This window comes from Thermogladius calderae 1633 (genome assembly GCF_000264495.1).
Lineage (GTDB): Archaea > Thermoproteota > Thermoprotei_A > Sulfolobales > Desulfurococcaceae > Thermogladius > Thermogladius calderae.
Window position 1 is genome coordinate 494426 of sequence record NC_017954.1, and the last position, 21583, is coordinate 516008.

The following is a 21583-nucleotide window of genomic DNA, read 5'->3' on the forward strand; positions in this document are numbered from 1 at the left end:
CTTACAACTGGTAGAAGCCCCCGTAGAACGGATCCTTCTTTTTCTTTATCGTGATTATCTCCTTTAAAACGAGGAGCTCGTCATCGGACAACTCACTCCTGTACTTTGTCAGCCAGAGGTTGACGTGGTCTTTGGGGATACTAGTGTACAGTAAGTCCCCTTCGTCGATTTGCCTGCCGACCATCACGTGGCCTTTGATACTTATCGCGACAGAGGATCCTACTACTGCCTCCTTTAACACCTGGTCTTTGTCTCTAATCTGCAGGATCACACCTATCTCGGTGCCATCTTCCCTCATGAGGGGGTACCCGGGCTTTATTCTACCGCCCAGCACCTCGACACCCACAATTGCGGGGTCGCTCCTCCTAAAGACGTAGCCCGGCAGTATTCTTATTTTACCGGGTCTAACAAGCTGCTCTAGTTCTTTCATCTTCTCTCTAGTCCTAACCTCTTTGACCCACTTGTCGAGCTCCTCGAGTAACTGGTATATCACGTTGTGGTATAAGATGTTCACGTTTTCTCTCTCGGCCAAGCTCTTCGCCTCAGGCAGTACTTTGACGTTGAAGGCCAACACCACTTTGTACTCAGGAGCCGTCTTACCAACAATGGAGGCCTCTAGAACGTCGTTTTGGGTCACTGGGCCTACGTCGGCTATTCTCACGGGTATGTTCATTTGTTTCAGTGCGGAAGTCAAAGCCTCTAGCGTGCCCAGCGTGTCGGCTTTGACCACCACACCGTTGCCGCTGCCCCTCACTATGATCTCGCTCACCTCCTCTCTAACAGCCTTGACGACCTCACCTAGCACCTCATCGCTGGGGACGACGTATATCGGGGAGCCGGCTAGCGCGTCGTCGAGGTTCGCGGCGGATATCTTTACGCCGGCAGCCGCCACGACCTGGTCTATGAGTGTGAAGGCCCCTTCGTGCATTCTCATGTCCTGCAACGGCCTCGGCATTAGGAGCGCTCTAATCTTTGTAACTATAGGCCCGTTCTTGCCTGCGAGAACGATGGTGTCGCCCCTCTTCAAGACGCCGTCGAATATGACGGCGTCGACGGTCGTCCCAAAGCCAGGCTCCTCCTTAACCTCGAGTACTACCCCCTTCGCCGGCTCGTTTTTGGTTACAAGCCTCTTCTTCATGAACTGCTGTACTAGCCCTGTGATCAGTGCGAGGAGTTCCGGAATGCCCTCACCCGTCTTAGCAGAGACCGGGACGACTGCTACGGTCTTCCGGAAGTCTCTTACTCTGTCAAACCTGTCTGCTTCGAATCCTTGCTCGTAGAGCTTCGAGACGATCACGTAGATCCTCTCGTCTAGTTTGGCGAGGGCCCTCTGGCTCTGCGACTTGAGGGACTCTAGGAAGGAGGAGTCGGGCTTCGAGACCCACCCCTCAACCCTATCGATCTTGTTGGCCACCACCACGAAGGGGACTCTCTTCTCCTTCAGTATGTTGAGGGCCTCGTAGGTCTGCTTCTGGAAGCCCTCTACGACGTCGACGACTAGCAGGGCGAGGTCGGCAACACTACCCCCTCTACGTCTCAAGTTCGAGAAGAGCTCGTGGCCGGGGGTGTCGATGAACAGTATACCGGGGATATCAACGGTCAGCCTCGGGAAGAACTTCCTCAGAGGCTCGGTCACCTTCTTAAGAACGCTGGCCGGCACCATACTCGCGCCCACGTGCTGTGTGATTTCGCCTGGCTCTTTCTTGGCTACAGCAGTACCCCTGATCTTGTCCAGCAGGGTTGTTTTCCCGTGATCTACGTGTCCTAAAACAACTACTATGGGCTGCCTTATCCACTGCTCCGTGTCAGACCCCAACTCAGCATCACCTCCGCTGGATTCACCCGTTCTCACATTTTTACATTGTGAGGTTCACAGCTTAATTAAATGTACGCCAGTACCCGATTCGGCGAGATTGCCTTATCCCTACGGGAAAATCTTAGCCAGCTCGAATTCGCACCGGTGGAGTCGGTCATATTAGAGAAGCGTTTATAAAACTGGCTTTCACATCTAAAACTAGTCCACCGGGCAACTGGTGGAGTCGTATGCCTGACTTCAAGATCGTGGTAAGTGACCCAGAGGCCCCTAAGAAGGAGGTCGTCTTAAAGGTTAAAGTAGTTGGAGACCCCGATGTGGAGTACACTGACAGGGTAAAAGAGAAATTCGAGTTGCCCAAGATCAAGCTTAACCCGGAGACCATCAACAGGCTTGGGGCTAGACACGGCGTTGTTACGATAAGAATGAGGAGGCCGGACACGGGCGACAAGGTGAAAATAACAGGAGTGGTCGTTCCCGACTCGACAGTACCCGAGGGGGAGGCTAGGGTCAACTCGGAGCAGATGATAAACCTTACGGGCGTTAACGAGCTCGAGGGTGAGATTTTCAGGGCGAGGGCATGGCAGATCAGGATCAACGACGAGAGGACAAACTCGTTAATAGGCCTGAAAATAGGTGAGGAGATAGGCGGCGAGATAATTGGTCTCAAGGGCGTCAAGCTGGTTATAACCGGTGGTAGTGACAACAGCGGGTTCCCGATGAGGTCCGACATTCACGGACCCGTTAAGAAGAGGGTTCTTTTATCGGGACCGCCCGGTTTTCATCCGGCCGAGAGTGGGGAGAGGAGGAAGAAGACTGTTCGCGGAGACACTATATCAGGTGACATAGTCCAGATAAACACGATGATTAAATACTAGGAAGGTGGTATTTCTTCACCGCTAAAACCTTGTGCTCGAGGTGAACGGTTTCTGCCCTGGGAGATGAGGCAGCCCGAAGTAAACATAGGCGTCGTCGGCCACGTTGACCACGGGAAAACGACGCTAGTACAGGCTATAACAGGTATTTGGACCGCCAAGCACAGCGACGAAATAAAGAGGGGTATGACGATTAAACTAGGCTACGCTGACGGGAACATTGCGTACTGCGACTCCTTGAACCCCCCCGAAGCTTACACCACGGAGCAGGTGTGCCCCGACGGTAGCGAGTCAAGGCTTCTCAGGCGGGTCAGTTTCATAGACGCCCCCGGTCACGAGGCACTTATGGCCACAATGCTGAGCGGCTCCTCTCTAATGGATGGAGCGATACTCGTCATAGCGGCAAACGAGCCGTGCCCCCAGCCACAGACCCTAGAGCACTTCTCGGCTCTCAACATAATAGGAATCAAGAGGGTCGTCGTAGTCCAGAACAAAATCGACGTGGTGTCGAAAGAAAGAGCGCTGGAGAACTACCGCGAGATCAGGAGACTTTTACAGGGCTCTCAGATCGAGGACGCCCCTATAATACCGGTCTCCTCGCTCCATAAGGTAAACGTTGACGTAGTCTTAGAAGCGCTGTACGAGGAGATCCCTGTCCCCGAGAGAAACCTGGCGGGAGACCCGATAATGCTTGTTGCGAGGAGCTTCGAGGTGAATAGGCCTGGAACCCCGTACAAAGATCTACTAGGTGGAGTTGTCGGGGGATCGTTAATACAGGGTGTTCTGAGAGTGGGTGACGAGATCGAGATCGTCCCTGGGGCTAAAGTACCTGTCGGAAAGACGTCCTATAAGTACCAGCCGCTCGTGAGCACTATTGAAGAGCTTAGGTTCGGAGACCTGAGGGTCAAAGAGGCTAGGCCGGGCGGACTACTGGCGATAGGTACCAACCTAGACCCCTCCCTCACCAAGGCGGATAGTCTCGTGGGCAACGTCGTTGGGAGGCCTGGTAGAACACCACCAGTTGTCGACTCTCTGACTATACAGTACAACGTACTAGAGAGAGTCGTTGGTCTGAAGGAGCTGAGTAAGATGCCTCCGTTGCAACAAAAAGAGATGATAGTCCTCACCATCGGTACGGCCGTGAGAGTGGGCACTATAACGAAGCTCAGCAAGGACCACATGGAGGTCGAGTTGAAGGAGCCTGTAGCTACGTGGCCTAACTTTAGGGTAGCTCTGAGCAGGAGGGTCCTCGGCAGGTGGAGGCTCTCGGGTTGGGGTATAATAGAGAGTGTGTCCAGCAAAGGAGCCTAGAAATAGTCCTTGACACAAACTTTGTAGTCCTCTTGTCCGAGCACCCCCACCTAATATCCCAGCTGGACAGCATTACCGAGTACCCCTCCAAGTGCGTGTTGCTGGGCGTGGTGCTTAGAGAGCTGGAGATCGTATCAAGACAGCTCGGGAGGACGAAGAGGAGGTTGCTAGAGAGTGTATTGGACCACCTTAAACACAGGTGTAGCGTCGTCGACATTGAAACGGCGCCCGACGCGGATCAGGCGATCATAGAGTACGCAAGCGGCAGGGGCTGTCTTGTGGCCGTAGCCACAAACGACAGAGAGCTCAGGAAGCGGTTGAGAGAAGCTGGGATTCCGTGTATATACTTCAGAGAGGAGTCGCGTAGGCTAGAGTACGAGGGATTACTGCTTTGATCGTGAAAACATTAAAAAGACCTTCTTTATACTATTAGGCTAAGGTGTGCTTATTGTTCAAACTCATTAAAGTCAAAAGCGTAGTCAGAATACCTCCGGACAAGTTCGGTAGGCCTCTTGACGAGGTCTCGTGGGAAGAGCTAAGGAAGGAGTACGAGGGGGCATTGACGAGTAACGCGGGGCTGGTCGTGGCGATACTAGACGTGAAAGTCAGCGAGTATGGTAGGATTATACACGGTGACGGTGCCACATACCACGACGTAGAATTCACAGCCCTGACATTCGACCCGTTCCTAAAGGAGGTAGTCGAGGGAGAAGTCCTCAACGTCACGGAGAGCGGTATCTTCATAGACTTGGGCCCCCTCGACGGCTTCATCTATATAGGTCAAGTCTCCGACGAGCGGGCGGAGTACGACTCTTCTAGGCAGGCCCTCTTACTGAAGGGCGGGAAGAAGACTATCGAGAAAGGCGACGTAGTCAAGGCCAGGATTTACAACATTGGTCTCCAGCCGGGGAAGGGCCTGAGAATTCAGTTGACGATGAGGCAGGTCGGCTTAGGCAAGATTGAGAAGGAGGAGTAGCCGTGTCTACTCGTGGAAAGCCTTTCAAAGTTTGCCGGAAGTGTAAGACGCTGGTAGACAAAAAAGCTGAGGTATGCCCTGTCTGCGGCTCAAAAGACTTCTCAGAGGAGTGGGAAGGGGTCGTAGTAGTAATTGACCCCGCCAAGTCGTCTATATCCAAGGAACTGGAGCTCACAAAACCCGGCCGCTACGCTATAAAGGTAGTCTAACCTTGTTTCTACCCTCCCTGGTATTGAGGGAGGAGTTCAGAAGAAGTGCCAGCCTGCCACAGGGCACGCTCTACATTGCGTCCAAAGGAGGTACCGTTAGAGGGCTCGAGTTCACTGCCACAGTAGGGGATGTCGTGTCAGAGACTCTCGAGTCGTCAATAAAAGTCGTGGACGGTAAAACGAGAAGAGGCGACCACCGCTCTAGCGTCGTTGGCGTGGCGAGTATCGTCAACCCGCGGGGGGCGGTATCGCTCCACTCTCTCACGGTTCTCAGGGGGTGTAGAAGCGGCACGTACGTCGTCATAGGAGAGGAGGACCTCTTGACGACGTCTCTTGCTTGGGTGTTGAGCCAGGGTACAGTAGCCTACGGGCAACCAGGAGTAGGTGTGGTCTCCGTGGAAGTCGACAAGGTCAGGTTAGCGAAGTTTATTAAAGTATTAAAACCTGCCATAATTCATATAACACCTGGTCGTGCTTAAGGGGGTCAAGCATGGGCAAGAACGTCCAGGTCGGGGAGTTCGCCGGCGAAGTTGTCGAGGAAAAGTACAACCCGCTCATAAGGCGTAGGGAAGTCGTCCTGAGGATAGGTCACGTGGGTAAGGGTACGATTAGCAGGGGGCTTGTTCGAGCGGAGCTAGCAAGGCTGTACAACGTTTCCGTTGAGCACGTATACGTGAAGAAGATCGAGACGGAGTACGGCATGGGGGTCAGCGTAGTCAAAGCCCACATCTACGACTCGCCGGACAGGGCGAGGTACTTCGAGCCCGAGTACATTGTAAAGAGGAACGAGGAGGCTCTCCAGAAACTCCAACAGGCGCAGGGTGGCTAGGGACATGGCGCACGTCCACAAACTCTACGAGTTTGACCTAGAGAAGGGCTTCATAAAGCCGAAAAACAAGAAGTGCCCGAAGTGCGGCAGCTTTATGGCTTACCACAAACAACCTGTCCCGAGATGGCACTGTGGGAAGTGCGGTTACACAGAGTATGTCCGGTAAGGTCAAGTACAGGATACCCTTCACAGTCCCCCTTAGAGAGGACAGGAGCGTACTAGTCCTGGGCTTCGAATCCACAAGCCACACCTTTGGTGTCGGCCTGGTAGAGTTCAGGGAAGGCGCTGTTACCATACTGGCAAACGTCAACAAGAGGTACACTCCGTCCAAGGGTGGCATACACCCTAGAGAGGCCTCTTACACCCACCTTAGGAACTCGAAACAAGCCCTCGAGGAGGCACTAGACCAAGCGAGTGTAAAGTTGAAGGAGGTAGACGCGGTCGCGGTAGCCCTGGGACCCGGTCTAGGCCCTTGTATCAGGGTAGGCGCTACCTTGGCTAGGTTCATCGCATCGATGTTGAACAAGCCTCTAGTCCCGGTCAACCACGCGGTCGCACACGTCGAGATCGGTAAGCTGGTCTCGGGGCTGGCCGACCCGGTAGTGGTCTACGTCTCCGGCGGCAACACCACGGTCCTCGCAGGTAAGAACCGTACCTACAGGGTGTACGGGGAGACCCTCGATATACCCCTCGGGAACCTCTTCGACACGTTCACACGTGAGGTAGGAATTGCCCCACCTTACGTGGTCGATGGGAAGCACGCTATAGACGTGTGCTCCGAGTGGGGACGGGAGTTCATACCCCTACCCTACGTAGTAAAGGGTAACGACTTGAGCTTCTCTGGACTGTTAACGGCGGCTCTCCACCTGGCCAAGAGAGCGGGTAAGAGCGACAAGAGGAGACTAGGCGATGTTTGTTTGAGCCTTAGGGAGACCGCCTTCAACATGCTAGTAGAGGTCTCCGAGAGAGTCTTGCTTACCACTGAAAAGGACTCTGTCCTACTGGTGGGGGGTGTGGCGTCGAACGCCGAATTGAATAGAAAGTTCGAGCTGATGGCTTCAGAGCATAACGCCGTGTACCACTCAACACCACCCGAGTACTCGGGCGACAATGGAGCGATGATAGCTTACACTGGTCTGTTGAACTACCTCTATGGGGTCGTAGTAGACCCTGTGAAAGCCTACGTCAAACAGAGGTGGAGAGTGGACGAGGTGGAAGTCCCATGGGTTCCTTAGAGAGGCCTACGAGGCTTGCGGAGGGCGCGGAATCGATCGTCCTGCTTGGTAGCCTACTCGGGCAGGACGTTGTGGTCAAGGTAAGAGTCGGTAGGAGCTACAGACACCCCGACTACGACAGGGTCTTCAGGTTCTACAGGACAAAGACTGAGGCCAGGATCATGGCCGAACTACTCGAGAAAGGCTTGAAAGTGCCTCAACCACTCCTGGTGGACATGGAGAACTACGTGATCGTGATGACACTCGTCAGGGGCCGCCGGCTTCTCCACGTGTTGAACAACTACGGAGTCGAGGAGCTGGAAAGGATATACAGGGAGGTCGGCCGACAGGTGGGCGTCATGCACAACTCGGGGATCTACCACGGCGACCTAACAGTCTCCAACGTGATCGTAACTGAAAACGGCGAGGCTTACATAATAGACTTCGGCCTATCGGGGTACAGCAACGACGTCGAGGAGTACGCAATAGACCTCCATCTATTCGACAGAAGCACAAGGAACTTGGCACCGGACAAGGCTGACCGACTATTCAAGTCTTTTATCGAGGGTTACAGCTCGACGTTCCCTAGGCACCAAGAAGTGGTTGAGAGGATGGTTGACATTAGGAGGAGGGGGAGGTATGTCGAGGAAAGGCTCAGAAGAAAGCTCAGGCGCGAAGCATACACCCAGTAGGCAAGAGCTACTCTTCGTGTCAGACAATATACACAAGTACGAGGAGGTGAGAGCTGTTGCCAGAGAACTAGGCTTCGACGTCCAACTAATGCCCGGCCTCAAGCTCGAGGTGCAGAGCGATAGTATAGAGGAGGTGTCGAGGAAATCGGCTATACTCGCGTACCTGCTTGTTGGCAGGCCACTTCTAGTCGAGGACGCGGGGTTGTATATCCAGGCACTAAGAGGGTTCCCAGGTCCGTATAGTAGCTTCGTGTACAGGACAATAGGCATTCAAGGAGTGCTAAAGTTGTTGGAGGGCACGAGCGATAGAAGGGCGTGCTTCAAGTCGGTTACGACGGTGATATACGAGCCCTTCATCATCGTTGAACGTGGAGAAGTATGTGGGTTCATAACCGACAGTCCGAGGGGTAGCCGGGGTTTCGGCTTCGACCCGATTTTCACGCCAGAAGGGTCGGAGAAGACCTTTGGCGAGATGAGCTTAGAGGAGAAGAACAGATATTCCCACAGGGCGAAGTCTGTTTATAGCGCTCTGAGCAAGCTGAAAAAGATGATGGAGCAGAGCGGGTGGGGGCCGGGTAATGTTTTAAAGCTTGGTTAACAGTTTATCCCATTCTTAGACGTTAGGAGTGACCGGTATGAACAAGAGGAGAGACAAGGGGCAGTCCCACTCGACGAGGCCCTCTCGAGCGGGGCCGCCTAGGTGGCTGAAGCTGGATATGACCCCCAGCGACGTGGAGTTGCTTGTGGTGGAGCTCGCCAAGAAGGGCTACTCCCCGTCCATGATCGGTATAATACTTAGAGACCAGTTCGGGATCCCACTGGTGAAGCAGGTCACTGGCAAAAAGGTCGTGGAGATACTCCGCGAGCACAACGTGGCGCCGCCTATTCCAGAAGACTTGTTCAACTTGATGAAGAGGGCGGTTAACTTAAGGAGGCACTTAGATGAACACCCCAAAGACTACCATAGCAAGAAGGGCTTGATCGAGATCGAGTCTAAGATACACCGGTTAGTCAAGTATTATAAGTCTAGGGGCATTCTACCGCCGGACTGGGAGTACACGCCGGAGAAAGCCAAGCTAATAGTCTCGGGCGCCTACTAGGTAGCAGTAGCTGTTCAGCGGGGACAGGCCTTTATAGCCCGAGTGTTATAATTCTAAAGAATATAAATTCAGTTTTCGTAGAGTAGTTAGTGTCGGGAACTAGAGATGAGCAAAAGTAGCCTGCAGAAGGCTATTTACTCCCCCGGGAGGCAAAAACAGGTCTACTCGAGTTTGTGGGATTTGAGGACCTTCTTTTCGAGGAACCCTCGAGTAGTGATCGTGCGGGGCGACAAGAACTACGTTGAGGCGGAGCTCTCGATCAGGACAGGTTTTAGGTCACTACAGAGAGAGTTTGTCAGGATGCGTAGCGAGGCCGTAGACGAGGAGAACTTGACAGTCCGAGGCGAGGGCGGGAACATAAAGTTCACTATCAAGTACAGAGTTATCGGAATAGGTTTCGCGACCCACGTCAACGTCTATATGGACTGTGAAAGCACTATAAGAGACTTGTGTAGACACTTTCTCGCAGATATGATGGACTACATCGAAGAGTACGTCAAGAAGCCTCCCAGTATAGAGGTCCAGATACCAATTCCGGCTAAGCGCGCAGAAACGCCTCCGGCACAGCCGCCGGCACCCACAGCTCCTACACCGCAGCCGGCCCCGCCTACTCAGCCACCGGTGGTTAGCCCTCCCCAGCCGGCCCAGCCTCCCGCAGTACCTACACAACCCGTTGTAGAGGAGCGTAGAGAGGTTGTAGCCAAAGCCCCCGCTCTCACGTTCGACAAAGTAAAGCATTTACTGGACTACACTACTCTAGCCACGCTCGTGATGAACGCGACCCTCATCGCGAGAGTCCAGATGCCGCAGCCTTGGGGTCTAGTAGAGGTGGAGAAGGCTATTAGAGAGAGAGCAGGCTTATTGCGGGACTACGCGGTGGTGGTGTTGAGCGTGAGGGGTGCTGGAGAGGCCTACATCATACTAGACAACCAAGGCAACTACATAGCTGGCCTAGCCGAGATCTCCGGTAACCTTGTTAGCGGGGGAAAGGACGTGGTCGAGAAGATCATCGGTCAACTGGGCAAACAACAGGCTGTGGTCAGGATATGGGGAGTCAAGGAGCTTCCAGCACAGGTTTAAATAACCCCCGTCAGGAATAATTAATCACTTGATGACTGCTGATGGGCCCGTAGCTCAGCCAGGCAGAGCGGCGGGCTCCAGATCCAAACTATGGGTCAGACGACCCCTCGGGGGATGAGTTAGATCTGGAGGGAGTGACCCGTAGGTCGGGGGTTCAAATCCCCCCGGGCCCATCAGCGTAAGCTTCTATCACGTCTTCACGGTCTAAATTTAAAACCTCTCATAGGGTTAACTACTAGGAGAGGGCCCGTCGTCTAGCCTGGTTAGGACGCCGCCCTGACACGGCGGAGGTCCGGGGTTCAAGTCCCCGCGGGCCCACTGAAAACGCACGCTAACAGCACGAGGTATCTGTTGCGTACAGCCTGGACACCCTTCTTCTACTGGACGCCCTCACGTAGCTTAACTCCCCCTTGCGAGAGGGGGGTTACTTGGTGTGCTAGACCCGGTGGTCGGGGCACTCGTTTTCCAACACCCCCGGCTATACAACAAACCTGCTTTACAGGAGTCCGCCTACCGGAGCAATCTGGGGCCATCAGTGGAGCGGGCAGAGCTATGCGTTGTAAACGCTGGCGAGAGAGGATAGTAAGCAGTCGCTGCGAACGGTACAGAGACCGGTGCTAGGGGGTTAGGTGACCCGAGGGTATATGGTGGAGTCCCCCCGGTCTCCATTACGAGGTAACGTTATTATCTAATAGCAAGAATGACTTCATCAAGGGCCCGGTTTAGGTGAAGTCGACGATGCCATCGCTGAAGAAAACGTTAGGGGCGGCTGTTCTCGTCTCTATCCTAGCCTTAATACTCGCAAACGAGTTGTGGGTTTTAACCCAGCAAGGGCGTGAACAGATTTCGACGCAGACCAAGACGTCTTCCCAGGTTTCGACTACAACAACCTACACCCCTAGTACTACGAGTTCCGCCTACACGACAACACCGGGTACTACGACCAGTCCGAATAGCGCTACGGCCTTCCCGGTGGAGGAATACCTAGGTAGCGGGGGATCGAGCGCTGTGTTCAACCCGGCCGACCCGGCGTTCCTCTCCGTGGCAGACGGTGGCGTAGTACTGAGATTGACGACACCCGCGGGGACCTACTCGAGCGTCTATGTCGTCGTCAATGGGACTTCGATAGAGATGAAGAGACAGCTCAAGTGGAGCGGGTACGAGATGTGGTACGCAAGGGTCGACGGTGTAGGCCCCTTCGAGTACTACTTTGTGCTCGCGACGAGTGAAGGTCGGAGAGTCTACCTGTACAACACCACTGAGAGGCCACTGTTCAACTTCGACGGCGTTGACAGGTTCCCGCAGGTAAGGTGGGTGGTCGGCTCGGTCGGTTACCAGATCTTCCCCGACAGGTTCTATAATGGAGACCCAACGAACGACCTCCTAGCGAACAGGACGGACGAGTTGTGCCTGAACGCTTTCTCCACGTCGAGACCCGCTTTCTCGAACTGGAGTGACCCTATAACGCCGCTGCACTGCTGTCACCAGTACTTCGGCGGTGACTTGAAGGGCATCACCATGAAGCTAGGCTACTTAAAGAGCCTCGGGGTGGACATGATATACCTAAACCCCATCTTCCTCTCGGGTAGCGTCCACGGGTACGACACTTACGACTACCTGGTTGTAGACCCCAAGTACGGGACGCAGGAGGACCTCAGGAACTTGATAATAAGGGCACACGACCTAGGCATACGGGTGATATTCGACTTCGTACCGGACCACGTCGGCATAGGCTTCTGGGCCTTCCTAGACGTCTACGAAAAGGGCCCCTCGAGCAAGTACTGGTACTGGTTCACGATCTACAAGTGGCCGTTCAAGCTCGGAGACTCATCGGCCTACAGGTGCTGGTGGGGCTTCGGAAGTCTACCACAGTTGAACACCACTAACCCGGAAGTGCGGGACTACCTGCTGAACGTGGCGCTCTACTGGATGGACTTCGGCTTCGACGGGATGAGGATAGACACCCCGACAGACCTCCTCGGCGCGAAGGACTTCTTCAGGGAGTTGAGGGCTCTCGTTAAGAGCAAGTACCCCCAAGCCTACATCGTCGGCGAGATCTGGGACTTGGACCCCTCCTGGCTCAAAGGAGATTTATTCGACTCGCTTATGTTCTACTCGCTTGGCAGAGGGGTTCTCCTCGCGTTCAGTAGTGGTAAGATAACTGGTACCCAGGCAGCCGAGGCTCTTTCGGTCTTCTACGCCTCCATAGGTGCCAACGTAGCGGGTATGGGCTTCAACGTGGTCGACAGCCACGACACATCGCGCGTTTTGACTGATCTCGGCGGGGGCAGACTGGGCGATAAGCCCAGTTACGAGTCTATACAGAGGCTCAAACTACTAACCGTGCTCCAGTTCACTATGCCGGGCATGCCCGTGATATTCCAGGGCGACGAGAGAGGTGCTCTGGGCGACAAAAACCACTTCGACGAGCAGAGGTACCCCATCCAGTGGGATCAACTGATACCCGAGGTCTACAACCACTACCTGTACTTAACGACCCTTAAGCACACTCTACCAGGGCTCAACACGAGTATCATACGTGTACTGTACTCGAGCGATGACTTACTAGTGTACACTCGAGGATACAACGACGAAGTCCTAGTGATAGCGAATAACGGCCTAATAGACCACGAGGTTCAGCTACCCGAAGGGGCTTGGAGAGTGGTTTACCCGGCCGGTTATCAGGCTGTAGTCGTCAACAAGATCCGTGTCAGCCCGCTCTCTGCGCTGATCCTCGTGAAAGAGTAGCGCGGTCGGCGACCGACACCAATATATTTAAATCAATTAAAGAATCTCTCATTATGATTAAGCGTAGACCTGGTGATGTTCCTAGTGAAGTACCCGCTAGACAGGATATGTGTTAAAAGCGGTGTGCTGTGCCCGAACTGCCAGCGCAAGGTGGAGTCGGGGGAGGTCGCAAGGGAAGAGATCCCTATAATGAAGGCGTTGATGGAGCTGGAGGAAGACCTCAAGGAGCTTAGGACAGGCAACTATATCAAGTCCTTTGATTTCGGGGACGAGGTCATAGTGATCTTGAAGGGCGACTGGGATAAGGCGAGTCTCGACAAGATAGCCAAGGAGCTATCTTCCAGGTTAGGGAAGAGCGCTAAAGTACTCTTGGAGGGCGAAGGCGTCAAGAAGCTGATGGAGCAACTGCTCTACCCCGCGACCATACTCGGGATCAACACGCTCTGGCTTCCTGACGGGAGCGAGCAGATGGTGGTAAGGATCCCGAGGAGGGACAGGAAGTACCTAAGGGGGAAGGAGGAGAAGTACAGGAGGTTCATATCTACTATTCTAGGGAAGGACATAAAGATAACATTTGAATGACGGCCGCGAACCTGCTTTAAGCCAGGTCGCAGGCCTCGGGAGTTCTGGGCCGTAGAGGTGCTGTCACCGGATTTGCTGGACTAAGAAGTTCTCCTTGAAGAGCTCTCTAATGACAATGGTGGCGTAACCTGCTCTCGGGAGCGTGAAGGATATCTCGAGAGTGTTCCCCTCCCTACCCACTGAGGGGTCGGCAGGCCTAATAACGCTGTCTCTATACCAGCACTTGACTAACCCCCAGTTTCTCGGCTCGAGCTTCTCCTCCGACAAAAGCTGCTGGTAAGCCGTTCTATCGCAGCCCAGCGTCGGTATCTTGGTGTCGGGTAGGGAGCCCTTGTTCGAATCAATCAACCTCGTGAGTAACCTGTTGAAAAGGTAGGATACGTAAGCGTCTACGTAAAGGTTCCGCAACTTCTTATTGAGGGCGAGGCCGCAGTCCTCGAGAGGAGGCATTTCGTAACACATTTTTTCATACAGCAAGCTGTTGTCGAACTTCATGAGAGTTCTACTAAGCACGCTCTTCTCCGACTCTAACGGCGTAGTGTCGCTGAGTAGCATCTTCGCGAAGAACGCCGAGTCGGCTTCGAGGACGGCCTTGCCCAACAAGTGGGTCACAGGCCTCTTAACCCCGAACCTCTGGTAACCGTAGTAGTTAGGAAGGCCATGCTCTACCACGAGTCTCATTATCTCTTTCGCGAGTTGGTGGTCTGACTCGTGGGAGGTCTCGAACCTTATTTTGAACCGGTTCCCCAACAGCGCCGATTTGCCCGGCTTGCCCCTACTGAACCCTACGACTCTGGCCTCGACACCGCCCCTCTCCAAGCTGAAGTTCTCGGGGAGTAGGCTTCGTTTAACGAAGACGTACTGGACGCTGGTCGAGTCCTTGTCTTTCAATCCCAGGACGAGGAAGTTCTGTAGGGGGATATCCGCCTCTTTCGACATTATCCTCAAGGCTTCGTACGTGTCTAGCCCCCTCTTCCTCACCTCTAGAACAGCGTACTCCCCCCTCTCGGTCAGGACGCCTCTGTCGAGCACTTCTTGTACGTGGAAGGAGGAGGGGGTCTGGCAGTACTCGGCGTGTAGACCTTTCTCGGTGACCAAGTAGGCTATGTCAAGCACGAAGTCTAGTATGTTGACGTACCTCTTGATCAAAGGAGTTTTAAGCCTCCTGTGAGCTCGTCTACTAGTTTACTTGGGCAAGGCCCGATAGCGACAGCTGTCAGCGTACCGGGCGGTAGCTCCGTTAAGCCAGCGTCTCTTACCAGAGACGCCGGCAACCCCCGCTGCCTAGCCTTCTCGTAGAGCTCGAGAAGCTCACCCTCACTACTCACCTTAACCACGACTTTCTTCTGCCCGCTCTCCCACCACGCCGTAAACCACTCTCTACGCTCTTTGTACGCCTCGAATGCGGCTATCAGGGAGGCGTGGGCTACCTGAACAGCTATCTTCCCCCTGCTCATGTTGAGGTCGCTTCTGACTATCACGACCTGCTTGTAATCTTCTCCCGCCATGTCCCACAGTCCAGAGACAAGTATGTTTTTAAACTGTTTAAATGTTGATATGAATGGATTAGTGTGATACAACATGGCGTCAAAGTACATGCTTACATCGCTAAACATATCTATACACGAGCCAGCGACGACACCCGTGTGTAGCAGTTGTCACCGACCGATGCTGCCCCACGAGCACGGTGTGGAGTTCTTTTGCCCAAACTGCGGGAAGGCTATTATAAGGCGCTGTAAGCGTTGTCGCCAGCTGGGCATCCCTTACGAGTGCCCTAGTTGCGGCTTCAGGGGGCCTTAGGTGGTGTATATGGCGAGGGTACTGGTCGTTCTAAAAGTGCTACCCGAGGATGTCGAGACTAAACCGGAGGAGCTGAAAGAGAGGATTGAGAAGGCGCTGCCCGAGGGCTACGAGCTCAAAGGGTACGATATCGAGCCAATCGCGTTCGGGTTGAACGCCCTACGGCTCTACATATTCATGCCCGAACAGACCGAGGGGGGCACCGAGAAGTTGGAGGAGACGGTGTCGGGCGTCCCGGGCGTCAGCCAGGTAGAAGTGGAGATCGTGCACAGAGTTAGCTGAAGTGTCAAGTTAGCCTTCTAAGCGTGTCTTCCAGTGTATTCTAGTTTTTCCCACTGATGCACCTATAAGGACCCTTCATCATAAAATCTCTCGAGAGGCGGTGCTACCTAAATGTCGAGTGAGAGAGTCAAGCTTACACTGCGGGTTCTAGAGGCTGAGCCCAAAGACGTGGGAAAGGGTATTGGTAGAGTAGACCCGGAAGTACTCGAGAGAACAGGCCTGATGAACGGGGACATCGTGGTCATCGAAGGAAAGAGGAGGACAGTGGTCAGGGTAATGGAGAGCAAGCCCCAGGACAGGGGGCTAGGAGTCATAAGGATAGACAACACAACTAGACAAAACGCTGGTGTGAAGATAGGAGACCTCGTAATTGTGGAGAAAACAGAGGCCGCGAACGCTGTCTCGATAAAACTGGCGCCAAGCAAGTACTACGCTCCACCAGACTCTCAACTAGCGGACTTCGTGAAGAACAAGCTGCTCAACCGCCCGCTCGTTGAAGAGGACATAGTGGTAGTGCCCGTCCTGGGGCAGACCATACCGTTCAAGGTGATATACACCAAACCCAAGGGGCCTGTCGTGGTGACGAAGGACACGATAGTAACGATCTCGGAGAAGCCGATGGAGACCTACAGGCTGCCGCGCGTTACCTACGAAGACATCGGGGGGATGAAGCATATCATACAGAGGGTCAGGGAACTTATCGAGCTACCCTTGAAGCACCCAGAGCTCTTCAGGAAGCTGGGGATCGAGCCCCCTAAGGGTATCCTCTTGTACGGCCCTCCCGGCACCGGTAAGACCCTGCTGGCTAAGGCTGTAGCTAATGAGGCCGACGCGTACTTCATAGCGATAAACGGGCCCGAGATAATGAGCAAGTACTATGGTGAGTCTGAGCAGAGGCTAAGGGATATCTTCGAACAGGCAAAGAAGAACGCCCCGGCGATCATATTCATAGACGAGATCGACGCGATAGCCCCCAAGAGAGACGAGGTCGTAGGAGAAGTCGAGAGGAGGGTAGTAGCCCAACTACTCGCCTTAATGGACGGGCTTGAGGCTAGGGGCGATGTTATCGTGATAGGCGCTACGAACAGGCCTAACGCTCTAGATCCGGCACTCAGGAGGCCCGGTAGGTTTGACAGAGAGATAGAGATACCGATGCCGGACAAGAACGCGAGGCTGGAGATACTACAGATACACACTAGGGGTGTACCGCTGGCCAAAGACGTTGACTTAAACAAACTAGCCGAGATCACGCACGGGTACACTGGGGCAGACCTCGCAGCCCTGGTCAGAGAGGCGGCTCTCCACGCCCTCAGGAGGTACCTGCCCGAGATCAACCTGGACAGCCCGAGTATACCCTTCGAGATACTCGAGAAGATGGAGGTTAGAATGGAGGACTTCATGGCGGCCTATAAGGAGATAGTCCCCAGCGGTTTGAGAGAGGTCTTCGTCGAGGTGCCAGAGGTTAAGTGGAGCGATATAGGTGGGCTGGAGAGCATAAAACAAGAGCTGAGGATGAGCATCGAGTGGCCCATAAAATACCCCGAGACGTTCAAGAGGATCGGGATCAAGCCCCCTAAGGGTATCCTCTTGTACGGCCCTCCCGGCACCGGTAAGACCCTGCTGGCTAAGGCTGTGGCGACGGAGAGTGGTGCTAACTTCATCGCTATCAGAGGGCCCGAGGTACTCAGCAAGTGGGTAGGCGAGTCCGAGAGAGCGATAAGAGAGGTGTTCAGGAAGGCTAGGCTCTACGCGCCGGCGGTAATATTCATGGACGAGATCGACGCGATAGCCCCTGTTAGGGGGTTCGCTTACGACTCGGGAGTCTCCGAGAGAGTTGTGAGCCAGCTCATCACTGAGATGGACGGGATCGAGAAGTTGGAGAACGTCGTAGTCATCGCGGCGACGAACAGGCCGGACATACTTGACCCAGCCCTACTAAGGCCGGGCAGGTTCGATAAGTTGATCTACGTCCCTCCCCCAGACCCGTCTTCGAGGCTCGAGATATTCAAGATACACACCAGGAACATGCCTCTCGCGGACGACGTCGACCTATACGAGCTGGCGAAACAGACGGAGGGGTATAGCGGGGCAGATATCGAGGCCCTCGTTAGAGAGGCTGCCCTGATAGCGATCAGGGAGGATTTGACGATCGACAGGGTCTACATGAGGCACTTCAATGAGGCCTTGAACAAGGTGAAGCCGTCTATAACCCAGGAGATGATCAAGTTCTACATCGAGTGGGGCGAGAAGGCCAAGCAGAAGTTACCCAAGGAGCATCTAAGACCGCAAGTGTACACGTGAGGCACACCTTGTCCTCACGATGATATAGTAATTAGGTTTATAACTCCGCGAAAACCTGTGTTATGAAAGGTGCTTCTACATCGTCTTGAAAACTGTGGAGCGGTGTTTTACCCCATGAGCAAAAGGACGCTGTGGCGCACGAGCCCACTGTTCAGGGTGGTCATTGAAGAAGTGCTGGCAAAACCAGAGGGGATTCTAGAGAGCGAGTTATTAGAGATACTCAAAAAGAAGCACGACCTCGAGGTCTCCAAGCCTGAGCTGTACCAGGCTTTGATTAAGCTGGAGCTCAACGGGTTTATCACGTCCGAGTTTATTGGTAAAGAACTGAAGATTAGGCCGTCTAAGACTCTCATGAGCCAGTTAACCGGGTACTAGTGCGATCAAGTATTTTAAGGTAGCATGTTAATCAAAAAGATTGGGATGCTTCTAGATGGGTGTCAACCTGAAAGACCTCATTCCACCCGAAGCAAAAGTCGTTTTAGACGATTTGAGGGTTCTCCGCGGAAAGATCGTTGTAGTAGACGGGTATAATGCTCTCTACCAGTTTTTGGCCGCCATAAGAGGCCCCGACGGCTCGCCATTGATGGACAGTAGCGGGCGTATTACGAGTCACTTGAGCGGGCTTTTCTACAGGACTATAAACTTGGTCGAGGAGGGTATAAAGCCGGTCTACGTGTTCGATGGCAACCCGCCGGAGCTTAAAATTAAAGAGCTAGAACGGAGGAAGGCGCTCAGAGAGGAGGCCGCTAAGAAGTACGAGGAGGCTGTGAAAGAGGGCGATCTGGAGGCTGCTAGGAGGTATGCGATGATGTCCTCGAAGCTTACCAGTGACATGGTCGAGGAGGCCAAGAGACTGCTGAAAGTAATGGGCATACCGTGGGTTCAAGCCCCCGCCGAGGGAGAGGCACAGGCCGCTTTCATGGTGAGAAGGGGTGACGCCTACGCGAGCGCGAGCCAGGACTACGACAGCCTCTTATTCGGGTCTCCTAGGCTTGTGAGGAACCTCACTATCAGTGGTAAGAGGAAGTTGCCGAGAAAAGACGCATACGTGGAGGTGAAGCCCGAGGTCATAGAGCTCAGCAAGCTCACGGAAAAACTCGGTATTACTAGGGAGCAGCTGATAGACATAGGCATCCTCCTCGGGACGGACTACAACCCGGAGGGCTTCGAGGGTATAGGGCCGAAGACAGCGCTAACGCTCATCAGGACGTACGGGTCGATCGAGAAGATCCCCAAAGGCTACCTCAGAACACGCGAGGAGGTCGACGTGGTCAAGATCAAGAACTACTTCCTCCACCCTCCTGTAACCGCCGAGTACAAGCTAGAGTGGATAGAGCCCGACCAGAAGGGGATAGTCGAGGTGCTCGTTAAGGACCACGACTTCAACGAGGAGAGGGTTAAGAACGCGGTGGAGAGACTTAGCAAGGCCTACAAGGAGTTCCTCAAGGGGAGACAGCTAGGACTTGATCAGTGGTTTAAGAAAAGTAGCTGAAGTCACTCCTCTCGCCACCCGTACTCTCCGATCAAGGGGACGAAGACGCAGTCAATCCCCCACTTCATGGACAGCTCTCCACTAGCCTTCTTCTCGACGATCAAGAGTCTTTGTATGAATCTATCGCCGACAGGTATAACGAGTTTGCCGTGTACGTCTAGCTGGTCTATGAGAGGCTTGGGTACGCTGGGAGCGCCGGCTGTCACTATAATTCTGTCGTAGGGTGCCCCCTCTGGGTAACCCTTAGAACCGTCGCCCACAACAACTGTCACGTAGTCCTTGTACCCCGCTCTCTCGAGGTTACGCTTAGCGAACTCGGCGAGCTCTGGTACCCTCTCGACCGTGTAGACGTGTCCCCTGTGGCTCGGGTCCATTTTGGCCACGATCTCGGCCAGGACTGCGGCTTGGTAGCCAGACCCGGTACCGACCTCCAGTACTTTCATCCCCGGTAGTGGATCCAAGGCCTCTGTCATGATGGCCACCATGTGTATAGCGCTAATGGTCTGCCCGTAGCCTATTGGAAGCGGTGTGTCGTAGTAAGCGTACTTCCTCAGGTTCTCCGGAACGAACATCTCGCGTGGAACCGATAACAGAGCCCTCTTCACGATACCGCTCTTCAAGTACCCCTCTCTCTCCAGCATTTCTATTACTCTCTCCCTGCTGACTCTGAACATGTTGTCCTCGGACAAACGCCTACCCGTTGAAATTTCAATTAAATTACCTTAATTATCTTTCATAGTAGAATGGTCTGGCTGAGAGTAGCCATGAGAGCAAGAGAGGTGGTACATGCGAGGGGGCACTACAACGTGAGAGCGATCCATAGGACTACTATCGAGATCACTAAAGACGAGTACTTGACTGCAAGGGGGGACTGTATAGTTGGGGTCGCGGCCGATAAGTCCGCAAGCGACCTCAGCGAGGAGTTCAAGACGCTAGTAAAAAGGCCGGATAGTGTCGTCTTCGCCCGATTCACAGCCGGAGGAGTGAGTGACGTTCTAGTGGCACAGGGGCATCCCGGGCTCGTACTGAGCGATAATAAGAAGATCATTATAAGGAGGAGCGAGTATCTCGAACCGGCCACGGTAGGCGTGAGGGCCAACAAGGCGGCGCGCGACCTCAGGAGAGACCTCGTCGACGCCCTGCGTAGAGGAGCCGAGCTCGTAGTTGAACTAGTCGTGTTAACGCTTGACGAGGTCTACTCTGAACACGCCGGCTCTAGGGCTGTGCTCTAGGACGAGCCTGTGCCCCTCGATCGAAAAGCCGGCGAGTTTCTCGCTTATGACGTCGTACGTCGTCATGATGTCGTGTGACAAGATGTAGAGGTGTAGAACCCCGCCGCTCCTCAGCAAGCGGCCGTAGAAGGGCGCGAAGTCCAGGCTCCTAGTTGGCAAGTTTGCTATGACCCTGTCAAACACCTCCCTCTCTAAGGCGTTTACCAGGTCGGCGGCGTCGTAGTTGAGTGGGTAAACCACGCCCTTTAACTTCTTGTAGTTTAGCCTCACGTTTACTATTATGTGCTTATAGGCCTCGGGGTTTTTGTCATTAGCGACAACGAAGGCGTCTCGTAGGGAGGCGATGTGTAGGGCGAACCCGCCTATACCGCTGAACATGTCCAGCACGACCTCGCCGTCCTCCACAGACTCTGCAACCCTGTGGTGCTCTTCGGCTAGTCTCGGGTTGTAGTAGGCCCTTCCCAGCGGGACGCGGAAAACTAGCCCGTACTCCCTGGCCTCGGCGTAGCCCCTATTCTCGCCCCACAACAGCCTGAGACTCGGCACCCTGTACTCCCCGGTGGTCTCCTCGACTACGTAGATGCTCTTGAGCCTCGGGTGTATCGAGGTCAAAGCAGAGACGACCTCGTACTCGCCGAGCGACTCGAGGACTCTCGCCCTCACTATGGCCACGTCGCCTATCAGGTCGTACGCCGGGATAGTCGGGGGAGCAGTCCTACTGACAAGGGGAGGGTGGCAGTCGACCACAGCAAACTCTAGACCTCTCAACGCCTCTTCTATTTCTTCTAACTTGGACTCGTCGACAGGCAGTAGAACACGCGGACCCTGTCTAGTGACCCTCAGGTCTCCCCTCAACGCCTTGATGCGCCTCAGTATGGAGAGAGCCCTACTAGCGACTATTTTATCGACACTAACACATAGAGGCAAGAAACCGACCTCTATACCGGGCCAGATAAAATCTTCTCTGACCCAGGCTTATAATAGTGTGAAGATTGACAGCCAAGCTATCTTGTGATACCCTGCACTCTATCCTAGGATTCGCGGATT

The 21583-nt window shown here is 54.1% G+C and carries 26 protein-coding genes and 2 tRNA genes; 23 read left to right on the top strand and 5 right to left on the bottom strand.

Annotated features, from left to right (window positions below; translation table 11 throughout):
* Position 1: 1 nt before the first annotated feature.
* Entirely contained in the window at positions 2 to 1816 is a 1815-nt protein-coding gene (gene infB / locus TCELL_RS02850) for a translation initiation factor IF-2 (RefSeq protein ID WP_014737219.1), read from the bottom strand.
* A 227-nt stretch (positions 1817 to 2043) separates the two neighbouring features.
* On the opposite strand from infB, the gene TCELL_RS02855 reads away from it, so the two are divergent.
* From TCELL_RS02855 to TCELL_RS02935, 17 genes are all read left to right on the top strand, one after another.
* Entirely contained in the window at positions 2044 to 2691 is a 648-nt protein-coding gene (locus TCELL_RS02855; protein WP_014737220.1) for a 30S ribosomal protein S6e, read from the top strand.
* A 63-nt stretch (positions 2692 to 2754) separates the two neighbouring features.
* Positions 2755 to 3999: a translation initiation factor IF-2 subunit gamma gene (locus TCELL_RS02860; protein ID WP_014737221.1), complete on the top strand. Its 1245-nt coding sequence runs from the start codon at positions 2755 to 2757 to the stop codon at positions 3997 to 3999.
* The gene (locus TCELL_RS02865; protein WP_274379101.1) at positions 3945 to 4394 is read left to right on the top strand and encodes a PIN domain-containing protein; all 450 of its coding nucleotides are present in this window, start codon (positions 3945 to 3947) and stop codon (positions 4392 to 4394) included. The genes TCELL_RS02860 and TCELL_RS02865 overlap by 55 nt, the downstream gene beginning before the upstream one ends.
* 53 nt (positions 4395 to 4447) lie before the next feature.
* Positions 4448 to 4975, top strand: coding sequence for a DNA-directed RNA polymerase (locus tag TCELL_RS02870; protein ID WP_014737223.1), 528 nt, complete (start codon positions 4448 to 4450; stop codon positions 4973 to 4975).
* A 2-nt stretch (positions 4976 to 4977) separates the two neighbouring features.
* The gene (spt4, locus tag TCELL_RS02875) at positions 4978 to 5184 is read left to right on the top strand and encodes a transcription elongation factor subunit Spt4 (RefSeq protein WP_014737224.1); all 207 of its coding nucleotides are present in this window, start codon (positions 4978 to 4980) and stop codon (positions 5182 to 5184) included.
* A gap of 23 nt (positions 5185 to 5207) precedes the next feature.
* Complete coding sequence (locus TCELL_RS02880; RefSeq protein ID WP_238529039.1) at positions 5208 to 5663, top strand: DUF359 domain-containing protein; 456 nt, start codon at positions 5208 to 5210, stop codon at positions 5661 to 5663.
* Positions 5664 to 5674: 11 nt separating this feature from the next.
* A complete protein-coding gene (locus TCELL_RS02885; protein ID WP_014737226.1) occupies positions 5675 to 6013 on the top strand; it encodes a 30S ribosomal protein S24e in 339 nt (112 codons plus the stop codon).
* Positions 6014 to 6017: 4 nt separating this feature from the next.
* On the top strand, positions 6018 to 6179 hold the full coding sequence (locus TCELL_RS02890; protein ID WP_048162993.1) for a 30S ribosomal protein S27ae: 162 nt from the start codon (positions 6018 to 6020) through the stop codon (positions 6177 to 6179).
* Positions 6169 to 7248, top strand: a complete 1080-nt coding sequence (gene kae1 / locus TCELL_RS02895) for a KEOPS complex N(6)-L-threonylcarbamoyladenine synthase Kae1 (RefSeq protein WP_014737228.1) — start codon at positions 6169 to 6171, stop codon at positions 7246 to 7248. Before TCELL_RS02890 ends, kae1 begins: the two co-directional genes overlap by 11 nt.
* Positions 7236 to 7919: a Kae1-associated kinase Bud32 gene (locus TCELL_RS02900; protein ID WP_014737229.1), complete on the top strand. Its 684-nt coding sequence runs from the start codon at positions 7236 to 7238 to the stop codon at positions 7917 to 7919. The genes kae1 and TCELL_RS02900 overlap by 13 nt, the downstream gene beginning before the upstream one ends.
* 16 nt (positions 7920 to 7935) lie before the next feature.
* Entirely contained in the window at positions 7936 to 8517 is a 582-nt protein-coding gene (locus tag TCELL_RS02905; protein WP_014737230.1) for a non-canonical purine NTP pyrophosphatase, read from the top strand.
* A gap of 37 nt (positions 8518 to 8554) precedes the next feature.
* Positions 8555 to 9019 carry a 30S ribosomal protein S15 gene (locus TCELL_RS02910; RefSeq protein ID WP_014737231.1) on the top strand — a complete coding sequence of 155 codons (465 nt, stop codon included), beginning with the start codon at positions 8555 to 8557 and terminating at the stop codon, positions 9017 to 9019.
* A 105-nt stretch (positions 9020 to 9124) separates the two neighbouring features.
* The gene (locus tag TCELL_RS02915) at positions 9125 to 10099 is read left to right on the top strand and encodes a hypothetical protein (RefSeq protein ID WP_014737232.1); all 975 of its coding nucleotides are present in this window, start codon (positions 9125 to 9127) and stop codon (positions 10097 to 10099) included.
* A 43-nt stretch (positions 10100 to 10142) separates the two neighbouring features.
* Positions 10143 to 10272: transfer RNA gene (locus TCELL_RS02920), tRNA-Trp, on the top strand.
* A 70-nt stretch (positions 10273 to 10342) separates the two neighbouring features.
* Positions 10343 to 10417: transfer RNA gene (locus TCELL_RS02925), tRNA-Val, on the top strand.
* 420 nt (positions 10418 to 10837) lie between these two features.
* Positions 10838 to 12847: a glycoside hydrolase family 13 protein gene (locus tag TCELL_RS02930; protein ID WP_157864689.1), complete on the top strand. Its 2010-nt coding sequence runs from the start codon at positions 10838 to 10840 to the stop codon at positions 12845 to 12847.
* A 75-nt stretch (positions 12848 to 12922) separates the two neighbouring features.
* A complete protein-coding gene (locus TCELL_RS02935; protein ID WP_014737234.1) occupies positions 12923 to 13429 on the top strand; it encodes a transcription elongation factor in 507 nt (168 codons plus the stop codon).
* A 63-nt stretch (positions 13430 to 13492) separates the two neighbouring features.
* Here TCELL_RS02935 and truD read toward each other — a convergent pair whose 3' ends face one another.
* Complete coding sequence (gene truD / locus TCELL_RS02940) at positions 13493 to 14578, bottom strand: tRNA pseudouridine(13) synthase TruD (RefSeq protein ID WP_014737235.1); 1086 nt, start codon at positions 14576 to 14578, stop codon at positions 13493 to 13495.
* The gene (gene pth2, locus TCELL_RS02945) at positions 14575 to 14937 is read right to left on the bottom strand and encodes a peptidyl-tRNA hydrolase Pth2 (protein WP_014737236.1); all 363 of its coding nucleotides are present in this window, start codon (positions 14935 to 14937) and stop codon (positions 14575 to 14577) included. Before pth2 ends, truD begins: the two co-directional genes overlap by 4 nt.
* Positions 14938 to 15010: 73 nt before the next feature.
* Here pth2 and TCELL_RS07400 point away from each other — a divergent pair, with 73 nt between their 5' ends.
* The 5 genes from TCELL_RS07400 (at position 15011) to fen (ending at position 19304) form a co-directional block, all read left to right on the top strand.
* A complete protein-coding gene (locus TCELL_RS07400) occupies positions 15011 to 15229 on the top strand; it encodes a zinc finger domain-containing protein (RefSeq protein WP_083829964.1) in 219 nt (72 codons plus the stop codon).
* 9 nt (positions 15230 to 15238) lie between these two features.
* Positions 15239 to 15511 carry an elongation factor 1-beta gene (locus tag TCELL_RS02950; RefSeq protein WP_014737237.1) on the top strand — a complete coding sequence of 91 codons (273 nt, stop codon included), beginning with the start codon at positions 15239 to 15241 and terminating at the stop codon, positions 15509 to 15511.
* A gap of 111 nt (positions 15512 to 15622) precedes the next feature.
* Entirely contained in the window at positions 15623 to 17812 is a 2190-nt protein-coding gene (locus tag TCELL_RS02955; protein ID WP_014737238.1) for a CDC48 family AAA ATPase, read from the top strand.
* Between the two features lie 114 nt (positions 17813 to 17926).
* Positions 17927 to 18187, top strand: coding sequence for a hypothetical protein (locus TCELL_RS02960; RefSeq protein ID WP_048162997.1), 261 nt, complete (start codon positions 17927 to 17929; stop codon positions 18185 to 18187).
* Between the two features lie 55 nt (positions 18188 to 18242).
* Positions 18243 to 19304 (top strand): flap endonuclease-1, encoded by a 1062-nt coding sequence (gene fen, locus TCELL_RS02965; protein WP_014737240.1) that lies wholly within the window; start codon positions 18243 to 18245, stop codon positions 19302 to 19304.
* 2 nt (positions 19305 to 19306) lie between these two features.
* Here fen and TCELL_RS02970 read toward each other — a convergent pair whose 3' ends face one another.
* The gene (locus tag TCELL_RS02970; RefSeq protein WP_048163627.1) at positions 19307 to 19978 is read right to left on the bottom strand and encodes a protein-L-isoaspartate O-methyltransferase; all 672 of its coding nucleotides are present in this window, start codon (positions 19976 to 19978) and stop codon (positions 19307 to 19309) included.
* A gap of 69 nt (positions 19979 to 20047) precedes the next feature.
* Here TCELL_RS02970 and TCELL_RS02975 point away from each other — a divergent pair, with 69 nt between their 5' ends.
* Positions 20048 to 20536, top strand: coding sequence for a DUF371 domain-containing protein (locus TCELL_RS02975; protein WP_238529040.1), 489 nt, complete (start codon positions 20048 to 20050; stop codon positions 20534 to 20536).
* Here the strand turns inward: TCELL_RS02975 and TCELL_RS02980 are convergent.
* A complete protein-coding gene (locus TCELL_RS02980; RefSeq protein ID WP_014737242.1) occupies positions 20483 to 21463 on the bottom strand; it encodes a class I SAM-dependent methyltransferase in 981 nt (326 codons plus the stop codon). The two genes, TCELL_RS02975 and TCELL_RS02980, sit on opposite strands and share 54 nt — an antisense overlap.
* Positions 21464 to 21583 lie beyond the last annotated feature (120 nt).